The following is a 25342-nucleotide window of genomic DNA, read 5'->3' as shown; positions in this document are numbered from 1 at the left end:
GTTTATCCCTTTGCCAGTCCCAGTACTTTCTCGCCGATAATATTGCGCTGAATCTCCGACGTTCCCGCCAGCACGGTTTCAGCCCTCGACCACAGACTGGCATGCGAGAAAAATGCCGCGTCTTCCTGCAAAGTGACATCGGGCGAACATACGTCCAGCCCAAGCAGCTCCAGCGCCAAATCAAGCATGTGCTGATGAGCCTCGCTCCAGTGCACCTTGGTTGAAGAGCCCTCGGGGCCTGGCGGATCGCCGTCCATGGCGGCCTGCAGTGCCCGGCGCGATTTCAACTGCAATACCGTGCTATCGGCAAACAGGGCCGCCCAACGCTGCCGGTAATCCTGCAGCGCTGCCGGACTCAAGTCTTGCGCTACCCTGTCGATCAGGGAACGCACTCGCGCCAGCTCGCGTTCGAACTGCACCAGCCGTGGTATGAAATAGGTGCCTCGCTCGAAACTGGCTGCCGCCATCGCCATGCGCCAGCCATCGCCTTCTTGTCCCAGCAGGCAATCGGACGGCACTTTAACCTGCTCAAAAAACACTTCACAAAATTCCGCCTCGCCGGTCAGTTGCCGGATCGGTTCAACCCTGACACCGGGCTGGCGCATGTCTACCAGCAGAAAACTCAAACCGCGGTGTCGCTGTGAGTCGGGATCCGTGCGTACCAGCGCAAAGCAGTAATCGGCCAAATTGGCAAACGATGTCCAGATTTTGTGCCCGTCCAGCACATAGCCGTCGTCAGTTTTGCGCGCCCGGCTGGTGACCGCAGCAAGATCGGAACCGGCGCCCGGTTCCGAGTAACCCTGGCACCAGATTTGTTCGTTTCGCAATATCCCCGGCAAGTATCGCGCCTTTTGCTCTGGCGTGCCGAAGTGCAACAACGTTGGCGCAAAAATGCCATGGCCGATCAGATTGACGCCCAGCGGCGCACCGCTGCGAGCCAGCTCCTCCAGATAGATGGCCTGATGCGACAGCGGCAGGGCCTTGCCTCCGTATGCCGATGGCCAGCCAAGCCCCGACCAGCCATGGCGACACAGGGTATCTTCCCAGGCCCGCCGATAGTGCAGCGATATAGGCTCGGCTTTTGTTGCCCATTCGCGCCGAAATTGTGCATAGTGCTCCGCCATCCAGGCCCTGACGTAAGCTCGAAAGGCCTTTGGACTCTGTGGCAGCAAGTCGTCTGTCATTATGGGTTCACCGTAATATTGGCCTTGCGGATCACGTCGCTCCAGGTTTTTACATCCTTTTTGATGAACTGCCCGAAAGTGGCCGGATCACTGGCAATCACATCCAGCCCAAGTGTCTTGAACTTGGCTTTCACGTCGTCCTGTTGCACGCTTTCATGCACTGCCTGATAAATGACGTCAGCGACCTGGGCCGGCGTGCCTTTGGGAGCGACCAGTCCAAGCCAGGGCATGGCAGAAAAGCCCGGCACCGCTTCAGAAATGGTCGGCATATCAGGAATCGATGCAGACGGTTTGTCCGTCGTGACGGCCAGCACCTTGACTTTGCCGGCTTTGGCGTAGGGGCCGGTGGAGGCCCACGCATCGAACATGACCTGCACGCGGCCCGCGATCAGATCGGTCAGCGCTGGCGCGCTCCCTTTATAAGGGATGTCCTGCATGTCGACATCGGCCATACTCTTGAACATTTCGGCCTCCAGCTGCGTTGACGATCCGGTTCCCAGCGAGGCATAACTGATCTTGCCTTTGTTCTTCCTCAGATGTTCGATCAGCTCCTTTACATTGCTAACCGGCACATCCGGATTGACCGAAATGACATGCACCACGGATGCGACCTGGGTAATCGGCACGAAGCTTTCAACTGGGTCATATTTGACATCTTTATTGATACTGGGAATTGTCCCCAGCGAAGATGCCGCCAGCAGGAGCGTGTAGCCATCTGGCTTGGCGTTTGCCACGTGATTGGATGCGATGAGTGTGCCGGCGCCCGGCTTGTTTTCCACAATCACCGGCTGCCCGACCTTTTGTCCGATCTTGTCGGCCAGCACTCGGCCCAATGTGTCGGCAGCGCCACCCGCTGCAAAGGGAACCACAATCGTGATTGGCTTTTCCGGGTACGCGGCCTGCGCTGCTGCCGGCACGATACCGATTGCACCGCCCATTAGCAGGGCCAGTCCCATCCACTTCAGTAAGCCGTCTTTTTTTTGCATTGTCTGTCTCCGTTGTATTGTATTGAATTGACGTCAAATCGCCGATTATTGCCCAACCTGCAATCGGGTGATTTACCGGCTCCCTGCCTTGCCCATCGCTGCAATCGCTGATTCACGCAGACCAAAGCACAGTAGAGCGGTCATGCCTGGACTCCTGATGGCTGTACCGGTATCGGCACTGGAGCCGGGGTCCCGCCAATCAACAGGGCATCGAGCATGGCCACGCCCTGCCCGGCTTCGCGCACCAGCAAGGGGTTGATTTCGATCTGCTCCAGTATGGGCTGGCCTGCCAAAAACGCCTGACCCACAGCGACCATGGCCTGCGCAGTAGCATCCACGTCTGCGCGCGGGCGGCCGCGAAATCCGTCCAGCAGCGCAAAAGCTTTCAGGCTGCGCAACAGTTGCAACGCCTGGCTATGGGTAATCGGCAGCAAGGCATGGGCGGTATCGCGATATATTTCAGTCATGATTCCGCCCAGCGCGACAGTGAGCACCGGGCCGAATACCGGGTCACGGGTGGCGCCTACCAGTAATTCGGCCACGCCCTGCTGCATTGGGCTGACCATCACACCTGCAATCGACGCCTGCGGCTGATAGCTGCGGCAATTGTCCAGAATGCGATCATAGGCCCGTGCTGCGGATTGGCCACCGACGATATCAAGCAGCACGCCGCCGGCTTCGGTCTTATGCGCCAGATCGGCACTGACCACTTTCATCGCCAGCGGCACGCCCAGCCTTTCGGCCAGCGCCGCGGCGTCTTGCGATGAGCGTGCGATATGCACTTTTCGATCAGGCAATCCGAAGCCTGCCAGGTAGCGGCGGGCATCGCCTTCATGGCAGGGCAGGCCTGGCACGGTAATGCAAACATCATCGCCTGCAACGCGGGGTTCATTTTGCAAGCTGTGCGGCTTCGGGTCGAGACCGGCCCTGTCCTGGCTGGCATCCTCGGCGAATCCGGTGCCTTGGGCGCGACGCGCCTGCCAGGTCAGAAACGGCCCCAATGCCCTGACTGCATGTCCCAAATCGTCGAACACGGCGACGCCTGCCTCGCGCAAGCGCTGGCGACTATTCGCGTTGCCGGTGTCGATCGCAACAAAAAGGCGCGGATACTCGCGTACCACATCAATCAGAGGCTGCGCCATGCGATCCAGCATATAACCGGGCGCGTTGATCACAACGACATCCAGAGCCGGCGTGACCGCCAGCGCCTGTAATACCTGTGTGATAAATTGCGGATCGTTGACAATATTGCCGGTCACATCGACCGGATTGCTGACCATTCCGTAACTGGGGACGCCCTGGCGCAATTGGGCCTGTACATCATCCGGAAGATCGGGCAATTGCAAGCCGGCCTGTATGAAGCGGTCCGTCAGGATGGCGCCCAGCGCACCGGACATGGTTACCACCCCAATGCGCTCACCCGCGGTCCGGTGGGCAAGCCCCGCCAGCATGGCAATATTGGCCATTTGCGCAAAGTCGTCTGCAGCAATCACATTCAAGTCGCGAAAGGCTGCATCGTATATCTGTTGATCGCCCGCCAATGCAGAAGTATGCGACTGCACGGCCACCGCCCCCTTTTCCGTCACACCGGCCTTGAGTACGACCAGCACTTTGCCCTGCGCCTGAAAGCGTCGGCAGGCCTCAATGAAACGCCGGCCATCGCGAATTTGTTCAACATAGCCCAGCACAATCTCAGTTTGCGGATCCTCGGCCAGGTACTCAAGATACCGGGCAAAATCCACTGTCGCCTCGTTGCCGGTATTGATGAAATGCGAAACCGGCAGATCATGGGCACGCACCAGGCCGTATAGCGCAGAACACACGTTGCCGCTTTGCGTGAGCACGCTGACACATCCCTGGCCGCTTTGCATGCTGGCTGTTTTAAAAATAGCGGCAAACGCCGTAAAGGCGCGTGTATTCAGATTAGCCAACCCCATGCAATTGGGCCCGGCCACCTGCATGCCGCTTTGGGCGCAAAACTGTTCCAGTTCTTGCTGCAACTGCGCTCCTGCTTCGCCCTCCTCAGCAAAGCCGGCTGCATATACCACGGCTGCGCGAATGCCAACGGCATGGCAACGTCGCAACATGGCCGTCACATCGCGGGCGCCTATGGCCAGTACAGCCAGGTCGGGCACCGCAGGCAAATCTTCGACCTGCGCATAGCAGCGATAGCCGAAGACCTCGGTGTATTTCGGATTCACCGGATAGACGTCTCCGGCATAGCCGAAACGCGACAACAGCTCCAGCGGCATGCCGCCAATGCGCCCGGCATTATCGCTGGCCCCGATCATGGCAATAGAGCGCGGATTCAATAGCGGTTCAAGACTCATGCGCTGCCACCACTCTTGTTGCGCTGGATCGCCTGAGCCAGGCCTTTTTTCTTGACCTGGGCGAACTCGTCGCTCATATGTGAAAGTTGATGAAGGTCAAAGTGCGCAGACAGCGCAGTACGTAAACCCTGGGCATCCAGCGTGCGATTCAAGGATTTTTTGACCAGCGTGAGTGCAAACGGCGGAGCCGCTGCAACTCGTTGCGCCAGCGCCATGGTTTCGTCATTCAATTGCGCGCGCGACACCACGCGGTTGACCATTCCCATTTGCAAGGCCTGCTCGGCATTGACGCGTTCGCCGGTAAACAACATTTCCTTTGCACGACGCAATCCCATTACCCAGGGATGAATTAACACTTCCGTGGCAGCCGCCGCCAGCGTATGACACACGGGATCGGAGAAAAAGGCATCGTCCGAGCACACCACAAGGTCGCACATATTCGCTATCATGAAGCCGCCAGACACGCACGCCCCCTGCACCCGCGCAATCACCGGCTTTGGAAAATCCCAAATCCTCATGCAGTAATCAAAGTATCGCAGCGACTCGTAGGCCCAGCGCTGTTCCACGCTGAAGTCGGCGCGACTGGCCTGCGCTTCCTTCAAATCATGCCCGGCAGAAAAATGGTCGCCCTCGCCGCCAATGATCACAACCCTGACGGCATCGTCTGCCGCCGCCTCGCGCATGGCCTGATCCAGTTCGTCCAGCAGCGCCTGGCTCTGCGCGTTGCGCGCCCCGGCACGCGCCAGTGTCACTGTGCGTATGACGTCCTGGTCTGTTATCTGAATATGCTGATAGTTCATTGTCCCTTCCTGTATACCCGTCGCGGGCAATTGTCGAATGTCGCTTTTGATTGCATTAACGCATCATCTACTCCTACAATACAAAATCTTTCTTAATAAATTCCCACATTATGGACATCAAACAGCAAGCGGGTGCCCAGAGCATCCGCCGTGCGCTCTCGTTGCTGCGGCTGATCGCGCAGCACAATGAACAGGGACTGACGCTGAGCGAGCTGACCGCCATGAGCGGCCTGGAGCGCTCGACGGCACACCGGCTGCTTAACTGCCTGCTCGAAGAAAACTTTGCACGCCGCGAGACGGGCGGCAAGCGATTCCAACTGGGCATCGACGCCATGCAAATGGGGTTTTCAACCATGCACCACCTGCCGGTCATCGAGGAATTGCGCCCGCTGGCCATGAAACTGTCACGCCTGTCGGAAGACACTGTCTTTCTGGTCATTGAACAGGGAGATTATGTGCTGTGCCTGCTGCGGGAGCATGGCGCGTTTCCGGTACGCATATTCACTATCGGCGTCGGCGAGAAACGGCTTCTGGGAATCGGCGCTGGCGGCCTGGCCCTGCTCGCCACGCATACTGATGCCGAAATCGAAGTGATTTACAAACGGCATCAGGACACGTATCGAAAAGCGGCCATGTCGCTACCGAAGCTGCTGGAAAAATGCCACCTGACCCGGCGCAATGGCTACGCGTCCATAGAAAGCACGATAACCCCGGGAATCGCGGGCGTCGGTTTCGCGTTTTCCGTCTCGGCCATTACGCAAGTGGCTTTCAGCTTTGGCGCGATCAGCCCCAGGCTGACCGGCCAACGGCGTGCGCAGATGGGTCGATTGCTTATGGACGAGTGTTCTGCATGGCAGGTTCATGGATATCCGGGCAGAAATCAAATACAGCCGATCGGCTAAATCGCCTTGCAAAACATGTCAGCCGCCGTATGATGTAACCTTTCGGTTACCGACGCCCCAAAAAAAGGGGAGATACAAAGGAGATCTGCATGCAGATAGGGATAGTAAAAGAACAACTTGCCGGGGAGACGCGTGTTGCTGCCACGCCCTCCTCGGTAGAACAGCTGCTCAAGCTGGGGTTCACAGTTGTGATCGAATCGGGCGCAGGCGCAGCAGCAAGTTTTGACGATGCCGCCTACGAAAAGGCAGGCGCCAGCATCGCCCCTGCCGATCAGGTGTGGCAATCTGATCTTGTGTATAAGGTTAATGCGCCGGAAGATACTGAAATTACCCGCATGAAAACGGGCGCCACGCTGGTCAGCTTTATCTGGCCGGCTCAAAATCCCGAACTCGTGCAGAAACTGTCGGAACACGGCATTACGGTCCTGGCAATGGATATGGTCCCGCGAATTTCCCGCGCCCAGTCCCTGGATGCCTTGTCCTCCATGGCCAATATCGGCGGCTATCGAGCCGTTATTGAAGCGGCGCATCATTTCGGGCGTTTTTTTACCGGCCAGATCACCGCTGCCGGCAAAGTGCCGCCAGCCAAAGTGCTGGTCATCGGCGCGGGTGTCGCCGGCCTGGCGGCTATTGGAACGGCAGGATCGCTGGGTGCCATCGTACGCGCGTTCGATACCCGCCTGGAAGTGGCAGAACAAATCGAGTCGATGGGCGGCCAGTTCCTCAAACTGGATTTTGGCGATGAAAATGGCTCGTCTTCCGACGGCTATGCCAAAACCATGTCAGAAGAATTCATCAAGGCCGAAATGGCTCTGTTTGCCGAACAGGCAAAAGAGGTGGATATCATCATCACCACCGCCCTGATTCCCGGCAAACCGGCTCCCAAGCTGATCACGCGTGAAATGGTCGATTCCATGCGGCCCGGTTCGGTCATTGTGGATATGGCTGCCGCAGCTGGCGGCAACTGCGAATATACCGAGCCCGGTCAGGTTATCACGACCGCATCCGGCGTCAAAGTCATCGGCTACACAGACCTGCCCGGTCGCCTGCCTGCCCAGTCGTCCCAGCTGTACGCCACCAACCTTGTGAATCTGAGCAAGCTCATGAGCAAGGAAAAAGACGGACAGATCCAGCTGGACCAGGAAGATACCGTGTTTCGCAATATGACGGTTGTGCATAACGGCAGCGTAACCTATCCGCCGCCGCCCATACAGGTCTCTGCGGCAAGCAGCAAGCCGGCCGCGCAAAAACCAGAGCCCAAACCGGTCAAGCCGCCAAAATCGGCAGCGTTCAAATTCGGTATTCTCGCGCTGGTATGTGTGACTTTTGCCTGGGTCGGCGCCAACGCCCCTGCAGAATTTCTGTCGCACTTCACCGTGTTTGTGCTGGCATGCGTCGTAGGCTACTACGTGGTCTGGAATGTGACGCACGCGCTGCATACTCCGCTAATGTCGGTCACCAATGCCATTTCGGGCATTATCGTGATCGGCGCAGTAGTGCAGATCGGCCACGGTTCGGGGCTGGTCAACATCCTGGCCTTTATCGCCGTCCTGATTGCCAGCATCAACATCGCCGGCGGTTTCCTCGTTACACGGCGCATGCTGAAAATGTTCATGAAAGGCAAAGGAGAATAAGATGGGTGCAGGATTTGTTACTGCCGCGTACATTATTGCGGCATTGTTTTTCATTGCCAGTCTGGCAGGCTTGTCCCGCCAGGAAACCGCCCGCTACGGCAACGGTTTCGGCATGGCCGGGATGGCCATCGCCCTGATCGCAACCATCTTGGGTCCCAACTCTGCCTCGGTGATCTGGGTGATCATCGCCATGCTGATCGGCGGGGCCATTGGCCTGCATCTGTCGCGCAAGGTGGAAATGACCCAGATGCCTGAACTGGTTGCTGTCTTACACAGTTTCGTGGGGCTGGCCGCCGTGCTGGTCGGCTATAACAGCTATATCGAGGTACAACAGCATGCCATGCCAGAAGGCGCGCTGCTCAATATTCACCTGACCGAAGTGTTCCTGGGCGTCTTCATTGGCGCAGTGACCTTCACCGGTTCCATTGTTGCGTTCGGCAAGTTGCGCGGCAGCTTTAGCTCCAAGCCGCTGTCCTTGCCACACAAGCACAAACTGAATGCTGCTGCGCTGGTTGTGTCTTTTATCCTGTTGTGGATATTCGTCTCCAACGGCGGCTCCACCACGGCATTGATCATCATGACAATCATTGCGCTGGCCTTTGGCTGGCATCTGGTCGCCTCTATTGGCGGCGCCGATATGCCAGTTGTGGTTTCCATGCTCAACTCATACTCGGGCTGGGCTGCAGCGGCAGCGGGCTTTATGCTGGCCAATGACCTGCTGATCGTCACGGGTGCACTGGTCGGCTCATCTGGCGCGATCCTGTCCTACATCATGTGTAAAGCCATGAACCGTTCGTTTGTATCGGTCATTGCCGGCGGGTTCGGTACTGATGGCAGCAGCAGTGGCAGTAGCGAAGAAGAGACCGGCGAATACCGTGAAATCAAGCCTGAAGATGTGGCTGAGATGCTCAAGGGCGCCAGCTCGGTCGTGATCGCCCCCGGCTACGGCATGGCGGTCGCGCAGGCGCAGTATCCAGTCGCGGAAATCACGTCCTTGCTGCGCAAACAGGGTACTGATGTGCGCTTTGGCATCCATCCCGTCGCGGGACGCCTTCCGGGCCATATGAACGTTCTGCTGGCCGAAGCCAAGGTGCCCTACGATATCGTGCTGGAAATGGACGAGATCAATGACGACTTTTCCGATACCGATGTCGTGCTGGTCATTGGCGCCAACGATACAGTCAATCCGGCTGCCAGCGAAGATCCGGCCAGCCCGATTGCCGGCATGCCCGTACTGGAAGTGTGGAAAGCGCGCGACGTGGTGGTATTCAAGCGCTCAATGAACACCGGCTATGCCGGCGTGCAGAACCCGCTGTTTTTCCGCGATAACTCCAGCATGTGTTTCGGCGATGCCAAGGCAACTGTCGAAGCCATTCTGGCCGCCCTGAAGTAACGAGATCGCAAAGACTGGCCCGTTTGCCAATGGGCCGGTCTTCGCTATTGCGACAAGAACATCAGCCTTCCCTCAGCGAGCAGGCAGCACACGATGGATATTGCAAATGTGCTGCCGGCTAGACATTCCAACTGTCATACCGTGCGCTTTCTTGTGTTCTTCCGGCCGCTTTATTCTTTCCGTTTCTTTTTCCTTTACTAATTTGCCCGCTGTATGTCTGTGCATCCTCCGCTTCCTGTCAAAGACGGTGTCGCTCCCAGCCGTATCTATCTGCCCCGCGAAACATGGCCGGATCTGCTGAGTTTCCTGCTGAACAAGTTTCCGCATATGGATCCGGATATGATCCGGAAGCGACTGCGCAAAGGAGATATGGTTGATGCGCAGGGTAAAGCGTTTATGCTGGACAGCCCGTTCACTCCTGATGCCTGGCTCTGGTATTACCGGGAGGTGCCCGTTGAAACGGTTGTCCCGTTCGATATTGATATTCTGTATCAGGACGAACTGCTGATCGCCATCGACAAGCCTCACTTCATGGCCAGCATCCCGGGCGGTCGCCATTTGCATCAGACCGCGCTGGTGCGGCTGCGTGATCAATTGGGCAACCCGCATATCAACCCTATTCATCGGCTGGATCGCGACACGGCAGGCGTGCTGGTCTTTTGTGCAGACAGGAATCAGCGCGGCGTCTATCAGACATTATTTCAGACGCGATCCGTACACAAAATCTACGAAGCGGTCGCGCCCTGGCGCGCAGGCCTGACCTTTCCGCTGTCGCGGGAAAGCCTGATTCGTCGCAGCGGCCAGGTTTTTGTCATGCATGAAATCGACGGCCCCCCCAACAGTTGCACCCACATTGATCTGCTGGCTCACAACGACACTCACGGTCATTACCGGCTGGAACCGGTAACCGGAAAAAAACATCAACTGCGCGTGCATATGAACGCCCTGGGCATACCCATTTGCAATGATGAATACTATCCCAAGCTCAAGCCGCTACGTACCGACGAAACCTTCACAGATCCGCTACAGCTGCTGGCGCGCAGCATGCAGTTTACCGATCCGGTCACCGGTGTTGAACGCTATTTCGAGAGCCGGCGCCAGTTACAAATGGCAGCGCAAATTCGCGACTGACATCCGGGCGAGCTGGCAGGCGCCATGTCGCAGGCAGAAAGCATTTGGAATGTTGGTACGAGTTGTGGTCAACGTGCCGATGTATCGCGAACGCCAAACTGATTGGCAACACTGCGCTCCAGAAACAGCTGACGGGATGGCAGCACATTCATGCGCGTGTTGTTTATCACAAGTGTCGTACTGCTGCCGCCATCCAGATTGATCGCATCACGCACACCAAGCGAGCGGTACAGGCGGGCAAGCTGGTTCAGGGTAAAGCCTTCGAAACCAGTCAACCTGCCCTCCACGACAATGATGTATAGCCAGCGTCGATCTGGGCTGAGCCCCACAGAGGTGCGCGGATGCGCGGCACGCGCATTGCTGTAGCAACTGGCAGAGGCGCCCCGTGCGCAAATATAGGTGCCACTCCGTAGATTCTGCCAGCCTGCTATGACCGTATGCCACTCGGCATTCACCTTGGCGGTATGGTTGGGCGCGTCAATCAGGCAGCGATTTTCGGCAGTACAGGCTAAAAACGCATGCTGACGCGTATCGCGGGTATTGCTCCAGCGCTGCCCGTCGCTGATCACCAGACCCTGTGGACGGTACTGAGGATCAAAGAACGAGGCGTTGATTGCCACATTAAGGCGGTTGCGATAGGCAAAATTTTTGACTGTCGTCGGCGCGGTACCGACAGCGGTTCCTACCAGCTGGATCGAGGGACAGGACAGATCCACCTTGACGATATGCACATGCGCATTATTCTTGGTCGTATGCGCAATGCATGGCGAAACCTGTTCAGTGGTTTGTGCCATCGCAGGCACGAGTGCACCCAGGCACCATCCCGTCAATGCAGCGAGCAGGGTTTTCATACAGCAAAAACATCCGTGGGGTTGTTTGTCGAGGGACAAAGTATACCAACGCATATCATCGGTGTTCGATATCGCTGTCATGCCGGCATCATATCGTATTTGCATCCAGCCCATGCAGGCGGCGGCGCCTGGCCAGATACCAACGGTCCAGCAACCATACCGCCAGCATGCTCAACCCAGTCATCGGAAATACGATGCCAAAGAGCGCGAGGCCAATCATCCATCCGCGCATGTTCGGCAAGACATCTGGAATACGGGGTGCGCCCAGCCCACCGGCAGGACGGCGTTTCCACCACATGACAAAACCGGTCACCGCCATGGCGCACAGCCCCAGGGCAATCATGGCGCAAAGCAATTGATTTACCCAGCCGAAATAGGTGCCCATGTGCAGAGAGACGCCAAACGAGATGATTCGTGCGATCAGGCCATATTGATCATAGGCGACGCCATTGATCACGTTACCGTTGTACTGGTCCACGTTCATCACTTTTTCTCCGGTGGGGTCGCCCGGGTAATAGGATACGGAATAGACACCGGAGCGCCCCGCAGGAAGCGCGATCGAATACTCATCGGGAATGTCGCTGGCGTGAGCCAGCGCCATCACTTGGTCCAGCGATATCGGCTCGGCAGCTGCGTCATGGCGTCCATGATCTGCCAACATGGCCATGCCGTTGGCATCAGCCGCCCTCTGCGCGGCGTGCATGTCAGGAATATGCTGATCTGCGGGAGCCTCATGACCCTCGCTATGCGCCTGGCTGCCGGCTTGTGTCGGCGGTTCCGCTGGGGTGTCAGCGGCTGTGTCCGCGTGTGTAACAGGCGATGCCGATTGCGGAATTGCGAGCAATCCCGCGCCCCATGCCGTATGCTCTAGCGGCAAGTCCTGCACGCGCGCTGGCGCATCTACTGTCCCATGTCCTTCATGACCTTCATGTTGCGACGACGTACTTCCCGGCGGATCTGGCGGGTATCCGAGATTGACTTGCGCCACCAGTTGCTTAAATTGCGCGCCCCAGGTGCTGGTCCACGGCAGGCCCGACATCACAAAAAAAACGGCACCTGCAGCCAGGACAATGCCCAGCGTGGCATGGATTTCCCGCCAGAATAACCGACCTTTTTTCTTTACGTCCGGCAGCACTGCCAGCCTGGCGCCTTTTTTGCGGCGCGGCCACCAAAGTGCCACGCCCGTGCCTATCATGATCAGCGTCCAGCAGGCAGCCAGTTCCATCACAATTTCACCGGTTTTTCCCAACAGCAGACCGCGATGAATCTGCCGCGCCAGGCCGATCCAGTACGTCGCATTCGCTTTGAGCGTAGGCATTTGGGCCAGTACTTGGCCGGAATAAGGATTCAGAAAAATGCTGGATTTGCCATGCACAGGATCTGAATACGTAAACTGCGCACTACGGTCGGGCGCATTGTGTATTTCTGCCGTCAGAATGGGTGCGCCGCCCGGCGTGCTGTCCTGGGCGATTTCATAGAGTATCTGCTGCGGCAGTCGCGGCGATGCCTGTGGCGCGACATAAAGTTGCGATTTGTAGGTGGCCGCCTCGACTTGCGGCTTGTACAGATAAATGGTGCCGGTGATACCGAGCACGATCAATAGTGGCATAACGAACAGGGCGGCATAAAAATGCCAGCGCCATAGCATGGCATAGCGCGCGACCGACAGGGCGGCAGCCGCAGTCGCGGTATCGGCCTTCTGGGCCGTGGCGGGTTGCGAACGAGACATCATCAAATTCCTGAAAAACAGATCGGATGCACCGACAGAAGACGCGGCCATCAAGGCCGCCGCCTCACATCGGCACGGAAAGCGCATTTTCAGGAAAGGGCGGGAGGCGCCCGGGACAGAGGGACAAAGGCTGGTCGCGCATAATAAGAAGTGCGCGGGTGTTGCGGCGCGATCCGGCTGACGAATCCGTAGGCCATGGCCGGCAGTTGCGCCGTGTACAGCAAAGGAAGGTTATGGGTGAAAAAGCCGCAATAAAGACACTCAGCCGCGTGATCGGCATGATGACCCGCCGGCGCCTGTGAATGCCCGTCGACCAAACCGGCCTGCAATACCGGCATTTCGTCATGTGAAGTGTAATCGGCGCCAGTCGCCGGCAGCGTCTGCGCGCCCGAACAGATATCGGCCGTGAAAATATCATGCCCGCTGCCTTGATAGTGGTTTTTCAGGGCATTGACGCCAGGCATGAAAGCGGCCAGGCATATTGCAAAGATGCCTAGCCATACGGTCATGCGAATGCCTGTCGTTCGTTTCATTACTGTGATCGGTGTTTGTTCGTCGCGAGTAACGGCTGAAATTGCCGCATACCTGCAGTTTACCCGAAAACACGACAGGCACAGCAACGCTAGCGTGCGCGGCCGCCACGCCTACTGATATACAAACCGATCCATCCCGCTATCATTGTCGCACATCAGGCTGCCCCGCATTCAAGGGGCACCACAGTACACCTGGCGCTTTGACACGGGCTTGCTTTTACCGTGGCTTGACGCCCTTGATGGTAATACGATGCATTTCCCGTCGCTGCCCAGGATAATCATTAATGGCATAATGCATCGTACAGCGGTTATCCCAGAAGGCGATGGATCCCTTCTGCCATCTGAAGCGGCAGGTGTTTTCGGGTTTTGTACTGTGATCATATAGATAGTTGAGCAGCGGCAGGCTTTCCTCGCGCGTCATGCCTTCGAAAGCGTGCGTGAATGGGCGATTGATAAACAGCAGTTTTCTTTGAGTCTCTTCATGAGTGCGAATCACGGGCTGGGAAACGTGATTAACTCCTACCGTTTCCAGCAGCTTGGTAGAGCGCCCCTCATTGCGCGCGGCAATATTACCGGTCAGATACTCATTGGTATGGATGGCCCACATATCGTCAAGCCACGTTTTCATGCTGTCCGACAACGTCTCGTACGCTCGGTAAAGATTGCACCAGAGCGTGTCCCCCCCGAATGGTGGTACTTGTCGGGCATACAGCACCGAACCCAGAGGCGGCGTTTCCTGATATGTTTCATCGGTATGCCACGTATCTCCAATAATCCCGGTATCCGTTGCCTCCTTGATCACCGGCATGATCTGCGGATGGGATTCAAGCGTCTTGTAGACGGGGCTTGTGCTAATCTCACCGAATTGCTGCACAAAGGCAATATGCTCCTGCATCGACAATTGCTGGTCGCGAAAAAAGATCACACAATGGTCCAGCAGAGCCTGCCGTACGTCGGTAAGAACAGCCGACGACAGCGGTTTGGATACATCAATACCAAAAATTTCCGCGCCGACAGTCCCGGTAAGTTTCCTGATTTCCATAAAATGGTCCTCCAATTGAGCTCTGGCATGAGCAATAGAGAGGAGTATAATTGTTCGTTATTGGGGCAGTCCAATACCGTTTTGTCCATCTATTGATATGAAAAGGCGATAAATGATCGATCTAAAGAAATTGCGCTATTTCGTCGCGGTCGCCGAAGAACAGCACTTTAGTCGCGCCGCAGAACGACTGGGTATCAGCCAGCCGCCTTTAAGCGAGCATATTCGTGCGCTGGAGCAGGAACTGGGTTGCACTCTCTTTTGTCGCACGACCCGAAGCGTCTCGCTGACCGATGACGGTATCAGTCTTCTTCCTCACGCCCGACGCATTCTTGCTGATATTGATCAGTGCGCAGAGGTCATTCGCGACGCCCGGTTACAGAACATGAATACGCTGCGCCTCGGCATATTGCATGCACACGCCTATACATTCTTGCCGCGATTGCTGGCACAGTGGTCCGGCACCCGCAAAGATGTCAGATTCAAGCTGGTCGAACATGCGACTCAAAACCAAATTGCCGTTCTGAACAATGAAAATGTCGACCTGGCCTTCGTCAGGGAGCCGGTGCACGAACCCGATATCGTCGTGACGCGACTGTTCTCTGAACCTTACTGGATTGCAATTCCCGAGAGCTGGAAAACCCGGGCCAGAAAAGAGATATCAGTCACCGAACTGCATAGTCAGCCGATGATAGGTTTTCCCAGTCACCATGCCAGCGGCAGTACGCGCGCGCTGTTTCGTGACTTGTTCATCAAGCACAAGGTCAGAACAAGTGATTTCTTGCAGGTAACCACCATGCATGCTGCGCTTGCCCTTGTCGCAGCCGGACAGGGTTTTTGCCCGGTACCAAGGTCCCAGCGCAATCTGTCGCTATATGGTGTGAAATATCTTCCCCTGGCGCAGGCCAGTCCGCAATTATCTGTAGGCATCGCGCGCAAACAACATTCAAGTAATCTGTTCTCCCAGGCTTTTGTCGATTTCTGCGTCGCGTATTTCAAGCAAGACGATTGGTCAGCGGGCTGAATTTTCTTTTTGATGCACCTGGCATCCTGCGCAGGGACAAAATTATATTTATAGCAAAACGATTAATAATCGGCCCTTGAAATTGTATAAACCACCGGTAATTCCTATGATACCTTTGCTGATATCAGCAACCGGCGTCCGCGCTGCCTGGCAGCATGATCTTTAATCGCACGCCTATCAAATCAAGAATGATGACAAACAAGAGGCTTCGGAGACACTCAAATGAACGACAAAATATTGACACTAGGCACCACCGCCATATTGACCGCCGGCGTTATTTCTTCGGCCCATGCGCAAGCAGGCCATGACGCACAATGGCCAGACCGTCCCATCAACTGGATTGTCGGCTATGCGGCAGGCGGCACCACAGACATTGTGGCCCGCATTGTTGCAAAAAAAACCGCCGAGAAACTGGGACAGACGATTGTTGTCCTGAACCGGCCAGGCGCCAACAGCAATATCGGCGCGGTCGCGGCCAAACGTGAAAAACCGAATGGCTATACATTTTATGTTGGCAGCGCTGCCAACACCATCAATCACACTTTCTATAAAGATGCCGGCTATGACATTACGTCTGATTTTGCGGCGGTATCGCTATTCGGTATCGTGCCCAATCTTCTGGTCGTCAATCCAAAACTCGGCATTAAATCGGTCAAGGAATATATCGACTATGCCAAAGCAAACCCGGGAAAGCTGACCTGTGGCTCATCCGGCACGGGCTCTACAATCCATATGTCGTGTGAACTTTTCCAAATCGAAACCGATACTGATATCCTGCATGTCCCCTTCAATGGCAGCGGACCGGCCATGACCGCGCTACTGGGCGGACAGGTCGATTCTATTTTCGATAACATGCCAACGGTCAAGCCCAACGTGGATGCCGGCAAGTTGCTTGCGCTTGGCGTTACGACGGAAAACAAATGGCCGTCAACGCCTGACATTCCCACGTTGAATGAATCGGGCGTGCCCGGCTTTGCTGTTCAGACCTGGTTCGGGCTTTTTGCACCAACCGGAACTGCCGAACCCATCATTGACAAAATGAATCAGGCAGTGAATCAGTCGCTCGCCGATAAAGAAACGCAGGAGACACTGATCAACCGTGGCGTGGGTATGCCACCTAGCCCGAATACGCCAAAAGCCTTCTCGGATGTGGTCAAGTCTGATGTCGAGAAATGGGCGCGGGTCGTCAAAACCTCGGGTATTATGGCTAAAGAATGATGGCCATGCAAAATAAAAGAACGGTGCTTATTACGGGAGCCAGCAGGGGTATCGGACTGGCGCTGGCCGAACGCGCTTATCGTGACGGTCATGCGGTTATCGGCCTGGCACGCCGGGCGCCTGACGGGACTTTTCCCGGCAGTTTTTACTGCGCAGATCTGTCGGATGCACGCGCTACCGCCGAAACACTGGCCCGGATCTGTACCGAGCATGCAGTCGACAGTATTGTGAACAATGCGGGACTGACCACGAGCAGTACTGTTGAAGACACATCCGTTGAAGAACTCGATCGCATTCTCGCGGTCAATGTGCGTGCGCCGTTGCAATGTGTTCAGGCGTGCCTGCCTTCAATGATACGTTCACAACGGGGTGCGGTGGTCAATATTTCAAGCCGGGCGGCGCTGGGCATGCCACGAAGGTCAGCGTACTCGGCAGCCAAAAGCGGGTTAATCGGTTATACCCGCACATGGGCACTGGAGCTGGGCAGGCACGGCATTACCGTCAACGCCATAGCACCGGGCCCCATTGGCACGGAACTTTATCATAATAACAATCCCATGACCGAAGAAGAAAAGCTCGCGTTGCACAACCGAATTCCCTTGCGTCGGCTTGGAGAACCGGAAGACATTGCGGGACCGATCTCGTTCCTGCTGTCAAACGACGCGCGATTCATGACGGGTCAGGTCTTGTATGTCTGCGGCGGACTTTCCATTGGCGCAGCACCGATATGACCGACGACAGGAAAACAATGGCTCATAACACATCGGCCGTTGCGCTGATAACCGGAGGATCGGGCAAGATCGGTTTGGCGATTGGCGAGCGCCTCGCGCAGGACGGGCATCGAATCGTTCTGGCTGATATTGCAGCCTCTGTCCACGCCGCAGCGCAGACGCTGCGTGAACGCGCGATCGACGCACGCGCCATTCAGATCGATATTACCGATGCACAAGCAGTCAGCACCCTGCCTGAACAATTAGGAGATTGGTGGGAAGATTTAGCCATTCTCATCAATAATGCAGGTATTTCGCCCAAGGTGAATGGACAGAAAAGTACTGTGATGGATATGTCACTGGAAGAGTGGGACAAGGTAATGGCAGTTAACCTGACGGGAATGTTCCTGGTTACGCGCACTTGTCTGCAAAGCATGTGTCACCGTGGCTGGGGGCGCATCGTAATGATAGCCAGCCAGGCAGCGCGTACCCGGACTGCGGTTCCCGGCGCCCACTACCAGACCAGCAAGGCCGGCACGGTGGGGTTTGCGCGCGTCCTGGCGGCCGAGGTCGCGCAATATGGGATTACCGTCAACAGCGTAGCTCCAGGGCGTATCGAATCGGCCATGACGGCGGCAGTCGACGCAACAACAAACAGTGGCTTGGCCAGCTCCATTCCGGCCGCCAGGATGGGTGCGCCGGCAGAGGTCGCCGAAGCGGTGGCATATTTCACCGGTGAACATGCGGGATACTCAGTGGGCGCGATTCTGGATGTGAACGGCGGCAGTTTCATGCCGTGAAATTAAGCGTGTCTCGGCACGATTCCTTGTTGAAGAGCCAGCAAGCTGAACAACATGGTTTATTTCCTCCGGCAGTGACAGACAATGCCACCATGAAGGATAATGTCACTTGTCATAGTACGCGGTCCGTGTTGACATGACCGCAATGTCTTTAAGGAGAGCACCGCATGAAGCCCCATATCACTGTCCTGACGCTGGGCGTGGACGATCTGGAAAAATCCCTGGCTTTCTATCGCGATGGGCTGGGTCTGACCACCAAAGGCATAATCGGGACAGAATTCGAGAACGGCGCCGTGGCATTCTTCAATTTACAGGAGGGTCTCAAACTGGCCCTGTGGCCACGAAAGAGCCTGGCAGCAGACACCGGGCTGGCTACCACGCCGCGCTCTTCGCTTGAGCTTAGCATCGGGCATAATGTGGACAGTAAACAAGAAGTGGACCGCGTTATGCAGCAAGCGCAAGCGACCGGCGCAGCCATTATCAAACCGGCACAGGACACGTTTTATGGTGGCTATGCCGGCTATTTTGCGGATCCTGACGGTCATCTGTGGGAAGTGGTCTGGAACCCGGAGCTTGCCACATTGGGCTAGGCGGCATGCCCCCTGCAAGTTATTCCCGGCCGACCGGCGCGCCCTTGGTATTGGACCACTGGCTCCATGACCCGGGATAGAGTGCAGCACCCGATAAGCCTGCCACTTCCATGGCCAGCAGATTATGGCAGGCCGTCACTCCCGACCCGCACTGACTGATCACGCGCTCGGGATTCTGTCCCTGCAGGCTAGTCGTCAATTCGCGACGCAAGGTCTCTGCATCTTTGAACGTGCCGTCAGCTTGCAGGTTATCCTTGAAAAAACGGTTGGCTGCGCCAGGAATGTGCCCGCCGACTGGATCCAGCGTTTCATTTTCACCCCGGAACCGGTCGGGGCTGCGTGCATCGATCACCATCCTTTCGGCTGAATTGATATTGGCCAGTACGTCCTCATAGTCCACCGTTTTGGTCAATGAGTCGCGCAAGGCCAGCATGCCTTCCTTTGCGGGCTGGGGCGGCTCGGTCGTCACCGGATACCCGCCCTGCTGCCACACATTAAAACCGCCATCGAGCACAGACACATTGGCATGACCGATCCAGCGCAACATCCACCACAGGCGGGCCGCGAACATGGAATCATTGGCGTCATAGCACACCACATGGGTGTCGTTGCTGATGCCGATGGCGGACATGGCCCGCACAAAATGCTCGCGGGCAGGCAGGGGATGGCGCCCCTCATCGGGCGCGCCCTTGATGCTCAGAACCTGGTCCAGATCCACATGCCTGGCGCCGGGAATATGGCCGTCGTTATAAAGCTGCAAGCCCTGTGACGGATTGGTCAATTCAAAACGACAATCACACACGACCAGGTTGCTGGCGGTGTCCAACAGGTTTGACAGTTCCTGTGCACTAATAAGAGGATTTGCTTTCATCGTTCTTTCTTCAGATTGTGAGAGGGCAGTGATATGCAAACCGTATGGAATGCCTTGCTTTCCATACGGTTTGCATTCAGGCGTCATCGAGCGTGCCGGCACATGAATCGCTGTTGCACGCCAATCGCCCGACTCAAGCATAACACGCCATGCCGGCATGCACGGTGCACCCCGAGAGCGCATGACGATAACATGGAGGACTCGGTCATCGACCATAGCGGACTTCGTCGATCGCCCGATATGGCCTGGCAAAATCAAGATAAAGCGAAGATACGGAACCTGTAACCCATAACGCTCATAACGTGTTCAGTGCTGTCACCACTTCCGAATAAAAAAAACGGCCACCCTGAATGGATGACCGTTTTGTCTATCATGCCAACGACCCGCAGAAAAGCAGTCGTGACAGCGGTTCAGGCATTACTTGATGCCGTACTGCGCTTTGGCTTTCTGGCGCCACTCATGCAACAGGGGTTCGGTATAGCCGTTGGGCTGTTCCACACCCTTGAACACCAGGTCGCAAGCGGCGAGGAAGGCGGGAGAGGTATCAAAACTGCCCACCATCGGACGATACAGCGCATCGCCTTCGTTCTGTTTGTCCACGACACCGGCCATGCGCTTCATGGTTTCCATCACCTGCTCTTCGGTCACGATGCCATGCCGCAGCCAGTTGGCCATGTGCTGGCTGGAAATGCGCAGCGTGGCGCGGTCTTCCATCAGGCCAACGTTATGGATATCGGGCACTTTGGAGCAGCCCACGCCCTGGCTGACCCAGCGCACCACGTAACCGAGGATACCCTGCGCATTGTTGTCCAGCTCCTGCTGCTTCTCGGCATCGGACCAGTTGGTGTTTTCGGCAACAGGGATGGTCAGCAATGCATCAAGACGCTCGTCGGTGTCATTTTTCAGGCTGTTCTGCACCTGCACCACATCGGTCTGATGGTAGTGCAGCGCGTGCAGGGTCGCCGCAGTGGGAGAAGGTACCCACGCGGTATTGGCGCCAGCTTTCAGTTGCGCGCCTTTTTGCGCGAGCATATCGGCCATCAGGTCGGGCATGGCCCACATACCCTTGCCGATTTGCGATTTGCCCTGCAACCCGCAAGCCAGGCCAAACAACACATTGCGTTTTTCGTAGGCATCAATCCAGGCCGATTTTTTCATATCGCCTTTGCGAATCATGGGGCCAGCTTCCATGGAGGTGTGCATTTCGTCGCCGGTACGGTCCAGAAAGCCGGTGTTGATAAACGCGACGCGATCGGCCGCAGCGGCAATACACGCCTTCAGATTGGCGCTGGTGCGGCGCTCTTCATCCATGACACCCATTTTGATGGTATTGGGCGCCAGACCCAGCAGTTGCTCGGTACGACCGAACAACTTGCTGGCAAAAGTCACTTCATCGGGACCGTGCATTTTGGGTTTGACAATGTAGATCGAGCCCTTGCGCGAATTGCCGCCTTCACGTTTCAGATCGTGCATGGCTACCAGTGTGGTAAATACCGCGTCCAGGATGCCTTCCGGCGTTTCATTGCCGTCCTTGTCCAGAATGGCAGGATTGGTCATCAGGTGACCCACGTTGCGAATGAACATGAGCGAGCGACCGGACAGCGATGCCGGCTTGCCGTCCTTGCCGGTGTAATGGCGATCGGGATTGAGCTTGCGGGTAAAGGTTTTGCCGCCTTTAGTCACTTCTTCGGCCAGCGTGCCGTTCATAAGGCCGAGCCAGTTGCGATATACCAGCACTTTGTCTTCGGCGTCTACGGCTGCAATTGAGTCTTCGCAATCCATGATGGTAGAGAGCGCGGCTTCAAGCAGGACGTCCTTGACGCCCGCCTTGTCCTGTTTGCCAATGGGATTGGATTTGTCGATCTGCACTTCAAAATGCAAGCCGTTCTGGCGGAAAATCAGCGCCTCGGGTGCCGCCGCATCGCCCCGGTGTCCCAGATACAGGTCCGCATCCGCCAGCGTGGTCTTGCTGCCATCGGCGAGGGTCACAGACAGCGCGCCGTTTTCTGCAGTATAGGCCGTTGCATCCTTGTGCGAGCCGGTTTGCAGCGGGATAGTCTGGTCAAGAAAATCGCGGGCGAAGGCGATGACTTTTTCGCCGCGCTTGGGGTTGTAGTCGCCTGCGCGTGTGGCGCCGTCATCTTCGCTTAGCGCATCAGTGCCGTAAAGGGCGTCATACAGGCTGCCCCAGCGCGCATTGGCCGCGTTCAGGGCATAACGGGCGTTGGTGATGGGCACCACCAGTTGCGGCCCGGCCTGGTTGGTAATTTCATAATCAACGTTGCTGGTGTTGACTTGCACCGTATCGGGTGCGTCTTTCAGATAGCCGATTTCCTTCAGGAAGGCTTTATACGCCGACATATCGGCAATGTTGCCGGGATGCTGGCGGTACCATTCATCCAGTTTGGCCTGAATGCGATCGCGTTCTGCCAGCAGCGCCTTGTTTTCCGGCGCCAGATCGTTAATCAGCGCATCCAGGCCCTTCCAGAACGCGTCAGCGTCTACGCCCGTGCCTGGCAGGGCTTCCTGGTCAACGAAATTTTTCAGCACGGTGGCGATCTGAAGGCTGTGAACCTGGGTACGGTCGGTCATATTGGCTCCTAGATAGATGATTTGTTGATGTCGGGTGACGCGGTTCTGGTATTTGCCCGCTCTTTCCCCTGATAATTGCTATTATGACGACTCCCGCAGGTCCCCTCAAGACAGCAGGCAGTCATTTGAGAATTTACTTTAGGTATACATTAATGCAGTTGATTTTTTATTTATTCTCAACATGGTAAGCGTTCCCCTTCTCTTTGACAAATACCCTGATCGCGCTTTGCTGGTCGAAGGGGTGGCCGGCAGCGGCAAAACCACGCTGATTGCGCGGGAGGCGGAGCAATGCGTGACGCAGGGGCGCACGCTGCTGGTCACCTTCAGCCGTGCTGGCCGTGATGTCCTGCAACACTATATGCGGGCGCGTCACCTGGAACCCGGTTCCAACGCGAATCTGCATATTTTCACCATCGACGGCCTGGCCCATTTTTTATTGCGGCGCCTTGGTGATGAACGCTATGTGCTGGATCGACATGCCATTGTGAACGATCTGCTGCCCGAGCTGGTAAGCGACGTCTGCGAGACCCTGCAAAGCGTCTCTGAAGAGGACGATGCCGCGATGCTAGAGGCGCCCGCGCTTTCGGTGGACGCCATGGAAAAACTGATGTCCGACCTGGATTACTATCGGGCCTGTCTGGCCTGGCAGGCCGAATCCCCGGACGACGAACAGGCCGCTTTCGGCGATGGCCTGCACCATCCGCCGGCCCTGGTTCGCGCCGTCTTTCGCCGTTACGATGCCCTGCGCGCGCACTGGAAGCCCGAAGCGGCAGAGCCGGACGACTCGCTGCTGGATCCGGCGCATAAACCGGAGCGCAGCACCGGCATGTATGGCTTTCGACTGGTATCTGAAGCGACTTACGATCTGCTGGAGGCCCTGGACAATGGCGCGGTGTTGCCCGGCAGCGCAGCCGCCTACCGGTTTATGCTGATCGACGAATTTCACGATACCACCCCATTGCAGTGGCTGCTGCTGTCGCGCATTGGACGTGATGCCAGCAAGCTGATGGCAGTGGGCGATCGATACCAGACGATATTTGCCTGGCGCGGCGCCAATACGCAGCTGGTTTTTGACGCCTTTGTCCAGGATTTTTCCGCCCGGCGGGTAAGCAGCCTGACCAGCTACCGATTCGGCCCGGAACTGGCAACGCTGGCTGGCGAACTGACGCGGCGAACCATCGCTTCGGCAGCAGCCTCGGATACGCCGGTTATGCATTGCAGCGGCAATTGGGAAGATGCAGCCGCGCTTGCACCACTTGGCAAGCAAAGCATCGTTTGCCGGCATGGCCCGGACCGAATCCGTGCGGCGTTTTCCCTGCTATGTCACGCACCGTCGGTCAAATTGGCCTGGCCGTTGGGAAGCACGCCGGCAATCGGCATCGCAACAATCCTGTTCGCCTTGCGTTGTCCACAAGCGCCGGTCCCGTTGCGCTCACTGCCGCTCGCGCTGCGGCAGTTTTTTTCGCTGCCAGGCTGCCTGGCGCCCGATACAATACGCGAATTAGCTCAGGGCAAACTGGCGCCCAGCGATCTGCGCATGTACATGGACAACTGGGTTGGCGCGAAGGAACCGGTATTTGGCTCCAGCCTGAAGCATGCCCTGCAGCGTTGGCTGACCAGCCCTGTCTTGCCGCAAGCGAGCGCCGCGGATTCACTGAAGGACTTTGCAAGACAAGCCGATTTGTTCAGAAATCAGGCGGTTTCGCCACGACTGCTGGACGAATCGCTCATTCAGGGCTGGGACGGGCTATTGATGTATCTGCAGCTGCATCCGGTGGCTATCGGTGACTGGCCGACGGTACTGACCGCCGTGGCGGCCCGTTGCAGTACGCGCAGCGGCATTCCCCTGCTTACCGTTACCGAAGCCAAAGGCCATGAGTATGATCACGTCCTGGTGTACGACAGCGCAAACACAACGTTTCGCAATCAGACCGACGCCCCCGATGTAGAGCGCAACCGCTATTACGTGGCCTGCACCCGGGCACGCCAGTCATTGACACTGTTTCGACCAGCCGGCATGGACGAATAATCCCGCCCGCGCCTTGCCCAAACCGGTCAGCGCGGCGCACTATGCCTGGCAGACGGGGTTACTGCTCAGCAAACGCCCGTTCAATCACAAACGCGCCGGGGCGCGAAGTGTTGCCCTCACTGAAACCGCGACGCTCCAGCGCCGTTTTCAGGTCACGCAGCATTTCCGGACTGCCGCAAATCATGGCGCGGTCGGTTTCAGGATTCAGCGCGGGCACGCCCAGGTCGGAAAACAGTTTTCCGGACTCCAGCAATGCGGTAATCCGGCCCTCGTTGCGGAAAGACTCACGCGTGACCGTTGGATAGTACTTCAGCTGTTCCGAGACCATTTCGCCCAGAAACTCATGTTTGGGCAATTCGTTCGTAATGTAATCGTGATAGCACAGTTCATTGGCATATCGAACACCGTGCACCAGAATCACCTCGTCAAAGCGCTCGTAGGTTTCCGGATCGCGGATCAGACTCATGAAAGGCGCCAGACCGGTTCCCGTGGCCAGCATATACAGACGCTTGCCGGGAAGCAGGTAATCGACCAGCAGCGTTCCCGTGGGTTTTCGGCCAACAATTATGCTGTCGCCCTCCTTGATGTGCTGCAAACGCGAGGTCAAAGGACCATCTGGTACCTTGATGCTCAGAAACTCCAGGTGATCTTCATAGTTTGCACTGGCAATACTGTATGCGCGCAGCAGCGGCTTGCCGTTGACGGGCAGACCGATCATGGTGAAATGCCCGTTGGAAAAACGCAATGCCTGGTCACGGGTAGTGGTAAAACTGAACAATCGGTCTGTCCAGTGGTGGATGCTGAGGACTTTGCCTTCCAGAAATGCGGCCATTGTAAAACGTACCTTCAGGGGGATAAAAAAAACACAGAATGGACAATTATTGCGATTGTACTAGCCACAATACTTGTCGCTAATCAAAGAACCTTTTATTTTAGTGGTTAAATCACGGCTACACTGCCGCCTTGGTATAATTTGGCACATCTTCCTGGTTGTTT

Annotated in this window: 20 protein-coding genes and 1 pseudogene; 10 read left to right on the top strand and 11 right to left on the bottom strand. The window is 56.7% G+C overall.

Annotated elements, in window-relative coordinates:
- Window positions 1-2: 2 nt before the first annotated feature.
- The 4 genes from CAP48_RS03500 to CAP48_RS03485 all read right to left on the bottom strand — a co-directional run bounded on the left by CAP48_RS03500 (window position 3) and on the right by CAP48_RS03485 (window position 5300).
- Window positions 3-1184 (bottom strand): acyl-CoA dehydrogenase family protein, encoded by a 1182-nt coding sequence (locus CAP48_RS03500; protein WP_100694595.1) that lies wholly within the window; start codon window positions 1182-1184, stop codon window positions 3-5.
- The gene (locus CAP48_RS03495) at window positions 1184-2170 is read right to left on the bottom strand and encodes a tripartite tricarboxylate transporter substrate binding protein (RefSeq protein ID WP_100694594.1); all 987 of its coding nucleotides are present in this window, start codon (window positions 2168-2170) and stop codon (window positions 1184-1186) included. Before CAP48_RS03495 ends, CAP48_RS03500 begins: the two co-directional genes overlap by 1 nt.
- A 140-nt stretch (window positions 2171-2310) precedes the next feature.
- Window positions 2311-4500, bottom strand: a complete 2190-nt coding sequence (locus tag CAP48_RS03490) for an acetate--CoA ligase family protein (RefSeq protein WP_100694593.1) — start codon at window positions 4498-4500, stop codon at window positions 2311-2313.
- Window positions 4497-5300: an enoyl-CoA hydratase gene (locus CAP48_RS03485; protein ID WP_100694592.1), complete on the bottom strand. Its 804-nt coding sequence runs from the start codon at window positions 5298-5300 to the stop codon at window positions 4497-4499. Before CAP48_RS03485 ends, CAP48_RS03490 begins: the two co-directional genes overlap by 4 nt.
- A gap of 110 nt (window positions 5301-5410) precedes the next feature.
- On the opposite strand from CAP48_RS03485, the pseudogene CAP48_RS20605 reads away from it, so the two are divergent.
- The 4 genes and pseudogenes from CAP48_RS20605 to CAP48_RS03465 all read left to right on the top strand — a co-directional run.
- Window positions 5411-5584: pseudogene (locus tag CAP48_RS20605) on the top strand (helix-turn-helix domain-containing protein); the annotation flags it as partial.
- A gap of 707 nt (window positions 5585-6291) precedes the next feature.
- A complete protein-coding gene (locus CAP48_RS03475; protein ID WP_100694590.1) occupies window positions 6292-7836 on the top strand; it encodes a Re/Si-specific NAD(P)(+) transhydrogenase subunit alpha in 1545 nt (514 codons plus the stop codon).
- A 1-nt stretch (window position 7837) separates the two neighbouring features.
- On the top strand, window positions 7838-9229 hold the full coding sequence (gene pntB / locus CAP48_RS03470; RefSeq protein ID WP_100694589.1) for a Re/Si-specific NAD(P)(+) transhydrogenase subunit beta: 1392 nt from the start codon (window positions 7838-7840) through the stop codon (window positions 9227-9229).
- A 213-nt stretch (window positions 9230-9442) separates the two neighbouring features.
- Window positions 9443-10360, top strand: a complete 918-nt coding sequence (locus CAP48_RS03465; protein WP_100694588.1) for a pseudouridine synthase — start codon at window positions 9443-9445, stop codon at window positions 10358-10360.
- A 68-nt stretch (window positions 10361-10428) separates the two neighbouring features.
- Here CAP48_RS03465 and CAP48_RS03460 read toward each other — a convergent pair whose 3' ends face one another.
- The 4 genes from CAP48_RS03460 to CAP48_RS03445 all read right to left on the bottom strand — a co-directional run bounded on the left by CAP48_RS03460 (window position 10429) and on the right by CAP48_RS03445 (window position 14515).
- Window positions 10429-11211, bottom strand: coding sequence for a phosphodiester glycosidase family protein (locus CAP48_RS03460; protein WP_161495189.1), 783 nt, complete (start codon window positions 11209-11211; stop codon window positions 10429-10431).
- An 88-nt stretch (window positions 11212-11299) separates the two neighbouring features.
- Window positions 11300-12943 (bottom strand): PepSY domain-containing protein, encoded by a 1644-nt coding sequence (locus tag CAP48_RS03455; RefSeq protein ID WP_161495188.1) that lies wholly within the window; start codon window positions 12941-12943, stop codon window positions 11300-11302.
- Window positions 12944-13029: 86 nt separating this feature from the next.
- Window positions 13030-13473, bottom strand: coding sequence for a DUF2946 domain-containing protein (locus tag CAP48_RS03450; RefSeq protein WP_100694585.1), 444 nt, complete (start codon window positions 13471-13473; stop codon window positions 13030-13032).
- A 217-nt stretch (window positions 13474-13690) separates the two neighbouring features.
- Entirely contained in the window at window positions 13691-14515 is an 825-nt protein-coding gene (locus tag CAP48_RS03445; RefSeq protein WP_100694584.1) for a TauD/TfdA family dioxygenase, read from the bottom strand.
- A gap of 112 nt (window positions 14516-14627) precedes the next feature.
- Between CAP48_RS03445 and CAP48_RS03440 the strand changes: the two genes are divergently transcribed.
- The 5 genes from CAP48_RS03440 to CAP48_RS03420 all read left to right on the top strand — a co-directional run bounded on the left by CAP48_RS03440 (window position 14628) and on the right by CAP48_RS03420 (window position 18854).
- Complete coding sequence (locus CAP48_RS03440; protein ID WP_100694583.1) at window positions 14628-15536, top strand: LysR family transcriptional regulator; 909 nt, start codon at window positions 14628-14630, stop codon at window positions 15534-15536.
- Window positions 15537-15758: 222 nt separating this feature from the next.
- Window positions 15759-16754 (top strand): tripartite tricarboxylate transporter substrate binding protein, encoded by a 996-nt coding sequence (locus tag CAP48_RS03435; RefSeq protein ID WP_100694582.1) that lies wholly within the window; start codon window positions 15759-15761, stop codon window positions 16752-16754.
- Window positions 16755-16759: 5 nt separating this feature from the next.
- The gene (locus tag CAP48_RS03430) at window positions 16760-17485 is read left to right on the top strand and encodes an SDR family oxidoreductase (RefSeq protein WP_100694728.1); all 726 of its coding nucleotides are present in this window, start codon (window positions 16760-16762) and stop codon (window positions 17483-17485) included.
- Between the two features lie 17 nt (window positions 17486-17502).
- Complete coding sequence (locus tag CAP48_RS03425; RefSeq protein WP_100694581.1) at window positions 17503-18264, top strand: SDR family NAD(P)-dependent oxidoreductase; 762 nt, start codon at window positions 17503-17505, stop codon at window positions 18262-18264.
- Window positions 18265-18431: 167 nt separating this feature from the next.
- Window positions 18432-18854, top strand: a complete 423-nt coding sequence (locus CAP48_RS03420) for a VOC family protein (protein WP_100694580.1) — start codon at window positions 18432-18434, stop codon at window positions 18852-18854.
- Window positions 18855-18873: 19 nt separating this feature from the next.
- On the opposite strand, the gene CAP48_RS03415 is transcribed toward CAP48_RS03420, so the two are convergent.
- Both CAP48_RS03415 and CAP48_RS03410 read right to left on the bottom strand, forming a co-directional pair.
- Window positions 18874-19725 (bottom strand): sulfurtransferase, encoded by an 852-nt coding sequence (locus CAP48_RS03415; protein ID WP_100694727.1) that lies wholly within the window; start codon window positions 19723-19725, stop codon window positions 18874-18876.
- Between the two features lie 417 nt (window positions 19726-20142).
- Window positions 20143-22317: a malate synthase G gene (locus CAP48_RS03410; protein ID WP_100694579.1), complete on the bottom strand. Its 2175-nt coding sequence runs from the start codon at window positions 22315-22317 to the stop codon at window positions 20143-20145.
- Between the two features lie 181 nt (window positions 22318-22498).
- Between CAP48_RS03410 and CAP48_RS03405 the strand changes: the two genes are divergently transcribed.
- Window positions 22499-24346 carry a UvrD-helicase domain-containing protein gene (locus tag CAP48_RS03405; RefSeq protein ID WP_100694578.1) on the top strand — a complete coding sequence of 616 codons (1848 nt, stop codon included), beginning with the start codon at window positions 22499-22501 and terminating at the stop codon, window positions 24344-24346.
- 58 nt (window positions 24347-24404) lie between these two features.
- On the opposite strand, the gene CAP48_RS03400 is transcribed toward CAP48_RS03405, so the two are convergent.
- Window positions 24405-25178, bottom strand: a complete 774-nt coding sequence (locus CAP48_RS03400; RefSeq protein ID WP_100694577.1) for a ferredoxin--NADP reductase — start codon at window positions 25176-25178, stop codon at window positions 24405-24407.
- Window positions 25179-25342 lie beyond the last annotated feature (164 nt).

Origin of the sequence: Advenella sp. S44, assembly GCF_002810445.1 — a bacterium.
GTDB lineage: Bacteria > Pseudomonadota > Gammaproteobacteria > Burkholderiales > Burkholderiaceae_B > Advenella.
Note: the sequence above shows the minus strand (reverse complement) of the source record. Positions and strands in the feature narration are given on the sequence as shown.

Coding starts and splice junctions, on each gene's coding strand:
- CAP48_RS03410 (WP_100694579.1), bottom strand. CDS start 22,317: ATGACCGACCGTACCCAGGTTCACAGCCTTCAGATCGCCACCGTGCTG.
- CAP48_RS03440 (WP_100694583.1), top strand. CDS start 14,628: ATGATCGATCTAAAGAAATTGCGCTATTTCGTCGCGGTCGCCGAAGAA.
- CAP48_RS03445 (WP_100694584.1), bottom strand. CDS start 14,515: ATGGAAATCAGGAAACTTACCGGGACTGTCGGCGCGGAAATTTTTGGT.
- CAP48_RS03465 (WP_100694588.1), top strand. CDS start 9,443: ATGTCTGTGCATCCTCCGCTTCCTGTCAAAGACGGTGTCGCTCCCAGC.
- CAP48_RS03420 (WP_100694580.1), top strand. CDS start 18,432: ATGAAGCCCCATATCACTGTCCTGACGCTGGGCGTGGACGATCTGGAA.
- CAP48_RS03475 (WP_100694590.1), top strand. CDS start 6,292: ATGCAGATAGGGATAGTAAAAGAACAACTTGCCGGGGAGACGCGTGTT.
- CAP48_RS03430 (WP_100694728.1), top strand. CDS start 16,760: ATGCAAAATAAAAGAACGGTGCTTATTACGGGAGCCAGCAGGGGTATC.
- CAP48_RS03500 (WP_100694595.1), bottom strand. CDS start 1,184: ATGACAGACGACTTGCTGCCACAGAGTCCAAAGGCCTTTCGAGCTTAC.
- CAP48_RS03485 (WP_100694592.1), bottom strand. CDS start 5,300: ATGAACTATCAGCATATTCAGATAACAGACCAGGACGTCATACGCACA.
- pntB (WP_100694589.1), top strand. CDS start 7,838: ATGGGTGCAGGATTTGTTACTGCCGCGTACATTATTGCGGCATTGTTT.
- CAP48_RS03435 (WP_100694582.1), top strand. CDS start 15,759: ATGAACGACAAAATATTGACACTAGGCACCACCGCCATATTGACCGCC.
- CAP48_RS03405 (WP_100694578.1), top strand. CDS start 22,499: ATGGTAAGCGTTCCCCTTCTCTTTGACAAATACCCTGATCGCGCTTTG.
- CAP48_RS03415 (WP_100694727.1), bottom strand. CDS start 19,725: ATGAAAGCAAATCCTCTTATTAGTGCACAGGAACTGTCAAACCTGTTG.
- CAP48_RS03495 (WP_100694594.1), bottom strand. CDS start 2,170: ATGCAAAAAAAAGACGGCTTACTGAAGTGGATGGGACTGGCCCTGCTA.
- CAP48_RS03400 (WP_100694577.1), bottom strand. CDS start 25,178: ATGGCCGCATTTCTGGAAGGCAAAGTCCTCAGCATCCACCACTGGACA.
- CAP48_RS03460 (WP_161495189.1), bottom strand. CDS start 11,211: ATGAAAACCCTGCTCGCTGCATTGACGGGATGGTGCCTGGGTGCACTC.
- CAP48_RS03425 (WP_100694581.1), top strand. CDS start 17,503: ATGGCTCATAACACATCGGCCGTTGCGCTGATAACCGGAGGATCGGGC.
- CAP48_RS03490 (WP_100694593.1), bottom strand. CDS start 4,500: ATGAGTCTTGAACCGCTATTGAATCCGCGCTCTATTGCCATGATCGGG.
- CAP48_RS03455 (WP_161495188.1), bottom strand. CDS start 12,943: ATGATGTCTCGTTCGCAACCCGCCACGGCCCAGAAGGCCGATACCGCG.
- CAP48_RS03450 (WP_100694585.1), bottom strand. CDS start 13,473: ATGAAACGAACGACAGGCATTCGCATGACCGTATGGCTAGGCATCTTT.